The organism is Mesorhizobium sp. CA8, from assembly GCF_020164955.1.
Lineage (GTDB): Bacteria > Pseudomonadota > Alphaproteobacteria > Rhizobiales > Rhizobiaceae > Mesorhizobium.
This window is the reverse complement of sequence record NZ_JAIUHG010000009.1, coordinates 179829-189621: the sequence shown is the minus strand read 5'-3', so window position 1 is coordinate 189621 and position 9793 is coordinate 179829. Positions and strand designations below refer to the sequence as shown.

Genomic DNA, 9793 nt, shown 5'->3' with positions numbered 1-9793 from the left:
AACCTGCCAAGCAGGCGAGCCTTCTTGCCTTCAATCTTGACAGGGAACATGAGAGACTTCGAGGTGCTGAGCGGGCGAAATATCTGAAAGCGATTGCCGCAGGTATTCGCGCCCGTCAGGCGGAAATAGCGCTCCTCGAGGTCCGGGATAATGGTAAGCCGCTGCCTGAGGCGGATTGGGATATCGGGGACGCCGCGGGATGCTTTGAATTCTATGCTAATCTCGCGGAACAGTTCGATAACGGGGCGGAGGAGGCGATCACCCTTCCCGATGCTCGCTTCACCTCAAAGGTTGTCAAGGAACCGTTAGGGGTCGCGGCCGCTATCATCCCGTGGAACTATCCCTTGCTGATGGCCCCTTGGAAGGTTGCGCCTGCGCTGGCCGCCGGCTGTACGGTGGTGTTGAAGCCTTCCGAGTTGACGCCGCTAACCGCTCTGGAACTCGCAGCAATTGCAGACGATGTCGGATTGCCAGGGGGAGTACTCAATGTCGTCACTGGTCTAGGTGGCGAAGCGGGGCAGGCGCTCGCGCAGCATCCCGGTCGACAAGCTGGCATTCACGGGTTCGGTTCCGACTGGCTCGAAGATCATGGCCGCTGCCGCCCGCGACATCAAAAGGGTCAGTCTCGAACTCGGCGGAAAGTCGCCGTTTCTGATCTTCGAAGATGCCGACATCGAGCAGGCCGTCGAGTGGATCATGTTCGGTATCTTCTGGAACCAGGGTCAGGTGTGCTCGGCGACATCGCGCGTCCTTGTACAGGAACGACTTTACGCACCTCTTCTGGAAAGGTTGGTATCCGAAACAAAGAGGATCAAGATTGGCGGCGGCGACGGCGAGGGCGTCTTGCTAGGACCTCTCGTGTCGCAGCGGCAGTACGAACTTGTCACAAAGTCGATCTCGGTTGCAAAGGACGCAGGCGCCAATGTGGTCACCGGCGGAAATCGTCCCGAAGGTCTCGACAAAGGGTATTTTCTCGAACCGACGATCCTGACGGACGTACCGCTCGACAGTGCAGCTTGGACCGAAGAAATCTTCGGCCCGGTCGTCTGTATAAGGCCGTTCTCGGTAGAAGATGACGCTGTGCGCCTGGCGAACGATTCCCGTTTTGGTCTAGCCGCCGCCGTGATGTCGAAAGACGAAGCTCGGGCTGAGCGCGTTGCGGCTGCTTTGCGTGCTGGCATCGTATGGATCAACTGCTCTCAGCCAACGTTCACCGAAGCCCCGTGGGGTGGCTACAAACAGTCGGGCGTTGGACGTGAACTGGGGCGATGGGGGTTCGAAAACTATCTCGAAACGAAACAGATCACGAAGTATGCCACCGACCAACGATGGGGTTGGTACATAAAGGACTAAGGCCGGGGTATTTCATGAAGACCTGGTTTTGTCACCGGAGTTTCACGCGGCCTTGGTTTGGCAATCGCCAAGGCCGCGCTCCCGGATGGTAATCGGGTGGTCGGCACCGTTCGAAACAATCCTCCGGACTTGGAGAGGTTGGGTCAGTTTCACGCTATCAAGGTGGACATGCAGGACGTGGCGGCAATGGAATTTGCCGTCCAGGAGGCTTTTTCTATTGCCGCCACGATCGATGTCGCCGTGAACAACGCTGGATACGGCTTGTTGGAGACTGTCGAAGAATCTACCGACGAAGAACTCAGGTCCCTATTCGAAGTCAATGTATTTGCGCCGATACGAGTGGCGCGCCTTTTCCTTCCTCATCTGAGACGGCAATGGTTGGGGCATATTGTATTTATAACGTCGATTGCAGGCAGAGCGCCGAGCCTTGGAGCAGCCTTGTACTCAGCGGCCAAACATGCGGTCGAAGGGTTCGCGTCGTCACTTGCGGCTGAGGTTGCGCCGACGGGGATCAAAGTTACTGCCGTGGCTCCAGGGCAGTTCAGGACCGAGTTTCTTAGCGCCGCCTCCGTACGCAAGAGCCGAGCGGCGGATCGTGGCTACGCTGGGACCGTGGGCAGAACAATGGCCGCGCTCGGTGCGGTCGATCGCAACCAACCGGGCAACCCTGAAAAAGCGGCAGAAGTTATCGTGGATTTGGTGAAGTCGGCATCGCCCCCGCTCCACCTATTGCTCGGAACTGACGCCTTATCGCGGGCACGGCAGAAAATGAGCAAGTGACAGTGGAGATGCAGGAATGGGAGGATTGTACGCGACGAACTGATTTCATGGCGGCCCATCGCGATAGTAAGACATCTAACCATCGCATTTCGATCCGATAAAGGGAGGCATCCACCGCTCGAAAATCCCATCGGCTCCCACCCTTGACAACCCTTGCCGCCTTCGAGGCGGCGGCTAGGGAGCGGCAGTTTCAAGCAAGCAGCGGATGAGTTGAACACGAACGCAGCCGTATGCCGCCAGTCCAGAGCTTTAGAAAACGAACTCGGCGAATGGTTGTTCAGCGAGACAAGCGTGGCGTCAAACTCACGCCGCCGGGTCAGGACCTGTTCTCTGAGATAGCGGCGAGGTTTGCGCGATGCGCCGCCGCGATCGAGGCGGTAAAGCCGGAGCGTGCGTTGGAAAGCGTCACATCGCTGCACCGATGCATTTGCAACGGGGTGTTTGATGCCGAGAATGCCGGACTTTTGGTCAAGGGATTCCGGCATTTCGATCAACTATTTCGTTTCGGATCACGTGCAAGATTTCAGGTACACAGAGATTGGTCTGTTCATACTTACTGCGACTGGCACCTGGCCAAACGAGCAAACCCATCCTTTTTCGAGGACTTGACTACCCAGGCGCTGGCCGCGTTTCGCGGAGTTGCACGAACCTATAGATTGCGGACAGGCTAAAGACCTTCCGTTGTTGCACATGGATTGGACAAATCCGGACTGGCCGCTGTGGCAGGATTTTGTCGCTGTCATTTTCACGCTCTCCGAGCGCATCCACTTCTCGAAGTATGTGCTCATGCTGTCCGCTGCCGAAGCAGATTAGGGAATAGCCTTGGGATGGCATTCCCTTGTCCATCCTCTCATACAGCAGAGAAAACTAGTACGAACAACACTGGGTATGCAGGATCCGATCGGTTTTTTGTATCGCGTGCCACGGGAATAAGCCGCTCTCCAATGCTGCGAAACTCTTCAAATCATGATTAATCGAGCAGGCGGTGAATGCCCAAACCAGTAGAATTGCAGCGTGGTTGAAAGCGGATTTGGCTTTGATCTCAAACCCCTAGGCCGTGAACTCAAGATGTGATGAGTTTTTTGCGCGGTACGGCGCGCCCATCTCAATGGTAAGCCTAAGTCAACCGCCATGTAAGCGCGGCGGTTTGGATACGCAGTGAGCAAGTCTGTCTTGCAAGCCCAAGATGGAGAACCCGATGATCTCAGGAAACGACATGGCAAAGCTCCTCGACGGACGCCAACCGGGTTTTGCGCTCGAGCGGGAATTTTATACTGACCCAGACATATTCCGCCTGGACTTAGAGCATATCTGGTACCGCGAGTGGATCTTTGCGGGCCATGCCTGCGAACTCCCGAAGACGGGCAGCTATATGACGCTCCAGATCGGCGAATATCCGATCATGATCGTGCGGGATGCAAAAGGCACCATCCGTGCGATGCACAATACTTGCCGGCATCGCGGAAGCAAAATCTGCAAGGACGCGAAGGGTACGTCTGCCAAGCTTGTCTGTCCTTACCACCAGTGGACCTACGACCTGGACGGCAAGCTCATTTTTGCCCGGCAAATGGGGGATTTCGACAAAACGGATTACGCCCTTTTTCCGGTCGCCTGCGAAGTCGTGGAGGGCACAATATTTATCTGCCTGGCTGAACACCCCAGCGATTTCAGTCGAGTCCGCAACCAATTCGCCTCCTATGTCTTGCCGCATAATCTCATGGACGCGAAGGTCGCGTATGAGAACACCATTATCGAAAAGGGGAACTGGAAACTCGTCTGGGAAAACAACCGCGAATGCTACCATTGTGCGGTAAATCACCCGGAGCTCTGCATGTCGCTTCCCGAGGCGCCCACGGCTCTCGGGGTCGCCAACGGCGCGATCGACGACGACGTGAGGGACCTTTGGTCTCGCTGTGAAACGGCAGGGCTGAGAGCGGAGTTCCAGATTGACCCCTCAGGGCAATTTCGAGCAATGCGCGTGCCGCTTTTGAATGGCGCTACCAGCTACACAATGGATGGTTTGCCGGCAGTGTCTCGGGCGATCACGGACACCCGGAACGTCGACAACATTGGTGCGCTTCTTTTCTATCATTATCCGTCCAGCTTTAATCACTATCTAGCCGATTACATCGTCACATTCCGTATCACCCCGATCAGCGCCACCGAAACTGCGGTGACGACAAAGTGGCTGGTTCACAAAGATGCGGTCGAAGGTGTGGACTACGACAAGGATCGATTGATCCATGTTTGGATCGAGACGAACGACCAGGACCGTCAGATCGTAGAGGACAACGCCGCGGGAGTTATGTCTCCGGCTTACAAGCCTGGACCCTATTCGCAAGTCCATGAAGGTGGTGTTCTCCAGTTCGTCGAGTGGTATGCTTCCTTCATGCGGCCAAGGCTCGAAGGCGGGTCGCGGCCGCCGCTCCTGAGTGTCGCATGACCGAAGCTCCACGTATCGTTCCGGGCGATGCGCAACACGTCCATGCCGCGCCCGTCCTTAATAAGAATATCTGGAAGGGCGGTGCCGAGCGCCTGCGCGTGCTGAACGTCGTTGACGAAGCGCCTGACGTGAAGACATTCACATTTCTTCCCGAGACTGCTGCCTTGTTCGATTACAGGGCGGGGCAATTCCTGACGCTTGATCTCCCTGCGCCCTCAGGACCTCTTCTGAGGACATATACGATCTCTTCGACACCCTCGCGGCCAATGTCGCTTTCCGTGACGGTGAAGGCCCAGGCAGCCAGCGTTGGCACGCGTTGGATGTTCGAAAATCTTGTTCCTGGAAGCTTCGTGAGGGCGGTCGGCCCTGCCGGCAATTTCACCTTGGATCTGGCGAAGCGAAGCAACCTGCTCTTTGTTTCGGCCGGATCCGGGATTACGCCGATGATGTCGATGCTGCGCTGGCTGGCAGACGTATCTCCGGATACTGACGTTGGATTCCTTCACTGTGCGCGCAGTCCCGCTGACATTATCTTTAAAGAGGAGCTCGTTTTCCTCGCACGCTTGATGCCGAATTTGAGGCTTGGCTTCCTAGTTGAAGAGCGAGACCGTGCAAACGCCTGGTCAGGCATGGTTGGCCGGCTGGACCTCGTAAAGTTGAGGGCTTTGTTTCCCGATTTTGCGGGTCGCGAGGCTTACTGCTGCGGACCGGATCCTTTTATGAAATGGGTTCGGAACCTCGTGCTCTCCAACGGCTTGCCGGAGGCCAATTATCACGAGGAAGCATTTACGTTTCCCGCGATGCCGGTCGTTGAGACAAATGAAGCCAAAATTACGTTGCAGCCGGAAGTCAGACCGCATGTCGCTATAAATCTCGTTCGATTTCGGGTCTCCGAAAAAGAGCATCCGGGTAGTCCCGAGGAGACCTTGCTTCAAACCGCCCGCAAAGCCGGTGTTAGCATCTTGTCGGTCTGTGAAATGGGGCTTTGTGGCACCTGTAAGGTGATGAAAGTTTCTGGCGACGTCACGATGGAACACAATGGCGGCATTACGGACGACGAAATTGAACAGGGCTACATTCTCGCCTGTTGTTCACGCCCGACGTCGCCTGTCGAAATCGAGGTATAACGAAAGCACTATAAATGTTGGATGATAGCGTTGGCTTCCGTGTTTGCGTAGCCGCTATAATATTCAATAATAAGGTGTACGAATGGGTTCCAGTTCAAACATAGCAGAAGTGAAAATCTGGAGAATTCCGACGTTCTCCGTAAAAGAGGAATGGAGAGCAGAGGATTCGCCATGGCCGACGGTGCCGATCAACTTTCTGGTGCGAGTGACACTGGAGAATGGAATTTTTGGCATCGGAGAAATATCGACGCAGCTCTGGTACCTCAACGAAACACCCGAGCAGATTCAGAGCGCCATCCAACTTTATGATGATTGCCTCCGTGGCGCCGACATAGCCAATGTAGCCCTTTGCCATGAGTTAATGCTTAAAACTTATGGCGGCGGTTCGATTGGCGCCCGAGGTGCGCGGTCGGGTGTCGACATGGCGATTTGGGACGCCATCGGGAAATTGTATAGCGTTCCCGTTTTCAAGTTGCTTGGAGGGGGAAATCCAGCGCCCATTCCACTCATGTTTTGCACTTATGAAACCACGCCCGAACGGGTTGCGAAAGAATGTGAACAGGCCCTTTCAAGAAACTACAGTGCTATCAAGGTGAAGGTGGGTGACAGTTTGCTGGCGGCAGGGTGGAGCCACCGTGCTTTGGTTGCAGAGAACGACAAGATTGCCGCCGCTCTGGAGGTTATCCCAAAGGAAATCATGGTGGACGCGGATGCGAACCAGGCCTGGGGTAACGCAGGTTCCGCTGTTGCAGCTCTTCGCGTGTTCCAGGGACATTCGAACCTCTCGATAGAGCAGCCGCTCCATCTCGACGACCTCAGTGGTTCGGCATATGTGCGTAAAACTGCCGGCTTCCCCCTGATCCTCGATGAATCGGTTTGGTCGGCTGAGGCGATGATTGCGATCTTAAAAGCCGAAGCTTGCGATCGCGTGGTATGCAAAATCAATCGCCTCGGCGGTTTGTCCGAAGCCCGAAAGGTCGTAGCCATATCCGAGGCCGCCGGCGTTGGCGTGAGCGTCGATACGGCGCCTTATACGATTCTTGGTGATACGTCGGCATGCCATCTGGCTGCATCTTGCAAGACCACGTTCCCGTTCGACGAAGGCCATCTCTCTATGATCAACATCAACGGCCCGAACCCATTTTCGGGAGGCGCGAAGTCCGAGAATGGTAACATCAGTCTTCCCGACGCTGAGGGCTATGGCATCGAAGTTGACTGGGACATCGTCGAAGGCTGGTAAGGGCGCCGTTCAATGCGGCGCTGCGGCACTTACTAAGGCGACAGTCGCCGCTGTCGACAAACTCAAGGTGACGCAATGCTTCTAATTCCTCCCCAACTGGCCGTCCTTTTGGACGGCCGCTTTTTTTGGAAATAGTGCAATGAAGATTGTGGAAATCCACCTCTATTCGCACAGTTTGCCAGTCAAGAACGGCCCCTACAAGATCGCAAGCAGCATTGTTCACGCGCTCGACACGACCCTTGTGAAAATCGTTGCTGACAATGGCCTCTTCGGTTGGGGCGAAACCTGCCCTGTCGGTCCGACCTATCAACCCCAGCACTCTAAAGGCGCCTTGGCCGCGCTTGGGGAGATGGCTCCGGGGCTGATGGGTGCCGATCCGCTTCAACCGCTGGCATTCCGCCGCAGGATGGACGGCCTCTTGAGCGGCCATCGTTATGCCAAGGCTGCGTTAGACATCGCGGCTTACGACGTTTTGGGGAAACACGTGAACATGCGCGTCGCCGACCTGTTGGGCGGCGCGGTAACCGAGCGCGTACCGTCTTATTACGCATCCGGGATCGGAGAGCCGGACGAGATTGCCCGCATCGCTGAAGAACGCGCGAGCGAAGGTTATCCACGCCTACAGATCAAAGTTGGCGGAAACCGTCCGATCGAAGTCGATATCGCGGTGGTCAGGAAGGTGTGGGAGCGCGTAGGCACCCGCGTCCGGCTCGCCGTCGACGGCAACCGGTCGCTGACGACCCGGGACACGCTGCGTCTCAGCCGCGAGTGCCTGGACATCCCTTTCATCATCGAACAGCCTTGCAACACGATCGAGGAACTCAAGGCTATCCGCAGCCGCCTTCACCACGGCCTCTACCTGGACGAAAACAGCGAGGACCTGAACACCGTGATTCGCGTCGTCGGCGATGGCATCTGCGATGGTTTCGGCATGAAGGTCACTCGTATCGGCGGCCTGCATCCGATGACAACGTTCCGCGACATTTGCGAGACCCGCTCAATGCCGCATACTTGCGACGACGCCTGGGGCGGCGACATCATCGCGGCCGCTTGCACGCATATCGGCGCGACGGTCAAGCCCCAGCTGCTCGAGGGGGTATGGCTCGCCCAACCCTATGTGGACGGCAACTACGATGCGGAAAACGGCGTCAAAATCGAAGGCGGGCACATCAAGCTGCCCACCGGACCGGGACTTGGCGTGATTCCGGATGAGAGCTTGTTTGGAGAGCCCGTGGCTTCTTTCGGCTGATACGGGTCGAAGTTCCATGGGCTGCGATGTGTAGCGGTCGGCAGACGCCCGCTACAGGTCTGCATTAGTTAGCAGTACTCTCAGAGCGACTTTTTGAGCTCACTCGTCCGGAAGGACGACCAGTTTTCCAAAGAAGTCCTTTGATTTGAATGCCTCTTGAGCTTTCGAGATTTCACTTAAAGGAAAACTTTTGGCAAGTTGGGGAACGATTTTCCCAGACTGAACCAGGCTCACCAATTCTTTGAATTCGTCTCTCGTCCAAATGGTGGATCCAATTAACTCGAGATGACGCAAATATAGCACTCTTAGGTCAAGCGTGACTCTCGGGCCCGCAATAGCGCCGGCTGTCACATATCGACCGCCCTCGGGACGGAGATTTTGGAGCAATACTTCGAAGGCGGGTCCTCCGACGACGTCGGCGAGCACATCGGCTTCCCGCCCGTTTAAAGCGTTTCGGACATCATTGCCGATATCAGCACTTTCCCTTCCAACGACGTAATCCGCTCCAATCCGTCGAACTTCCTGTTCCTTACCCCGACCGACAATCGCCAGCACCTCTGCTCCTCGGGCTTTTGCGAGTTGCACAAGCCCGGTACCCACACCTCCTGAAGCGCCTGTGACGATCACGATTTCGCCAGCCACTTGCCGGGCGCGGTTCAGCATATGTAGCGCTGTACCGTATGCTGACGGGAAGCTCGCCAGTTGCGCGTCGGACAAAGCGGTCTCAACTTCGAGAGCGCTTTCTGAAGGAGCGGTCACGAATTGAGCGAATCCACCGTCACGCTCACTGCCGAAGTGCCCGGCGCCATACAAGCGGTCACCAGTTTGACGCATTACGGGATCAACCAGGACGCGCTGCCCGATACGTTTCTTGTCAATGTTTGAACCGACCGCGACAATTCTGCCTGCAATGTCGATGCCCTGAATACGTGGGAAAGCCAGAGGCTCTCCCCGCCATCCAACCGCTTGGGAGGACCCGAGCACAGTGTTGTAGGCTCCCTCCCTCGCCCATATATCAGTGTTGTTTACCCCAGCAGCACCAACCTTGATCAGGACTTCGTCCGCCTGGACATTCGGCAACGGGACGTCGCTACGATATTGCAGCTTCTCTGGCCCACCATGACCGGTCAGCAACACTGCTTTCATATGCGTCGGAACGGCAACAGTCATGTCATACCTATTATTCGTGATGATTTATATGGCGCATGCCTAACACGGACCGAAATGATCGCGCCGCGTAAAAAAACTCACTACCTCTTGAGATTAGCGCCGGCGTAAGGCGTTACCAAGACTATCAGGCGGCCCGTGCTTGCAAATTCGACGCGAGCAGGCATTGATAGCTTGTCAGCAACGACGAGGTCCGCCGATACTCCGGCGTCCCTCATCCCTCTAGGATAAGCCTATTTTGCCGGTCGAATGCAGGACCGAGACGCGGCGCGACCGCGGACCTTCTCACCACCTGCCGCCCGCATGTGACAATTATGAATTCTCCACGTCAGTAAGTCCTGCTGCCGTGCCGGGTGCGCGGCATGGCTGACGCCGCATCAAGCCGCCGTACGTCGGCACGCTATAGCGGCCCTGAGGATTATGGTAGTCATTGA

General features: G+C 56.2%; 6 protein-coding genes and 1 pseudogene. 6 read left to right on the top strand and 1 reads right to left on the bottom strand.

The window, feature by feature from the left end:
* The 6 genes and pseudogenes from LB553_RS13090 to LB553_RS13065 all read left to right on the top strand — a co-directional run.
* Positions 1-1353 (top strand): annotated as a pseudogene (locus LB553_RS13090) (aldehyde dehydrogenase family protein); the annotation flags it as partial.
* 57 nt (positions 1354-1410) lie between these two features.
* Entirely contained in the window at positions 1411-2133 is a 723-nt protein-coding gene (locus LB553_RS13085; protein WP_224513736.1) for an SDR family NAD(P)-dependent oxidoreductase, read from the top strand.
* Positions 2134-3331: 1198 nt separating this feature from the next.
* A complete protein-coding gene (locus tag LB553_RS13080) occupies positions 3332-4576 on the top strand; it encodes an aromatic ring-hydroxylating oxygenase subunit alpha (RefSeq protein ID WP_224513735.1) in 1245 nt (414 codons plus the stop codon).
* Positions 4573-5703, top strand: a complete 1131-nt coding sequence (locus LB553_RS13075) for a hybrid-cluster NAD(P)-dependent oxidoreductase (protein ID WP_224513734.1) — start codon at positions 4573-4575, stop codon at positions 5701-5703. Before LB553_RS13080 ends, LB553_RS13075 begins: the two co-directional genes overlap by 4 nt.
* A gap of 82 nt (positions 5704-5785) precedes the next feature.
* Entirely contained in the window at positions 5786-6943 is a 1158-nt protein-coding gene (locus tag LB553_RS13070; RefSeq protein ID WP_224513732.1) for a mandelate racemase/muconate lactonizing enzyme family protein, read from the top strand.
* Positions 6944-7082: 139 nt separating this feature from the next.
* A complete protein-coding gene (locus tag LB553_RS13065; RefSeq protein WP_224513730.1) occupies positions 7083-8192 on the top strand; it encodes a mandelate racemase/muconate lactonizing enzyme family protein in 1110 nt (369 codons plus the stop codon).
* A gap of 99 nt (positions 8193-8291) precedes the next feature.
* On the opposite strand, the gene LB553_RS13060 is transcribed toward LB553_RS13065, so the two are convergent.
* On the bottom strand, positions 8292-9362 hold the full coding sequence (locus LB553_RS13060) for an alcohol dehydrogenase family protein (protein WP_224513728.1): 1071 nt from the start codon (positions 9360-9362) through the stop codon (positions 8292-8294).
* Positions 9363-9793 lie beyond the last annotated feature (431 nt).

What these genes read in the sequence shown, in the direction of transcription:
- LB553_RS13065 (WP_224513730.1), top strand. Translation starts at nt 7,083, where the DNA reads ATGAAGATTGTGGAAATCCACCTCTATTCGCACAGTTTGCCAGTCAAG.
- LB553_RS13060 (WP_224513728.1), bottom strand. Translation starts at nt 9,362, where the DNA reads ATGACTGTTGCCGTTCCGACGCATATGAAAGCAGTGTTGCTGACCGGT.
- LB553_RS13080 (WP_224513735.1), top strand. Translation starts at nt 3,332, where the DNA reads ATGATCTCAGGAAACGACATGGCAAAGCTCCTCGACGGACGCCAACCG.
- LB553_RS13075 (WP_224513734.1), top strand. Translation starts at nt 4,573, where the DNA reads ATGACCGAAGCTCCACGTATCGTTCCGGGCGATGCGCAACACGTCCAT.
- LB553_RS13070 (WP_224513732.1), top strand. Translation starts at nt 5,786, where the DNA reads ATGGGTTCCAGTTCAAACATAGCAGAAGTGAAAATCTGGAGAATTCCG.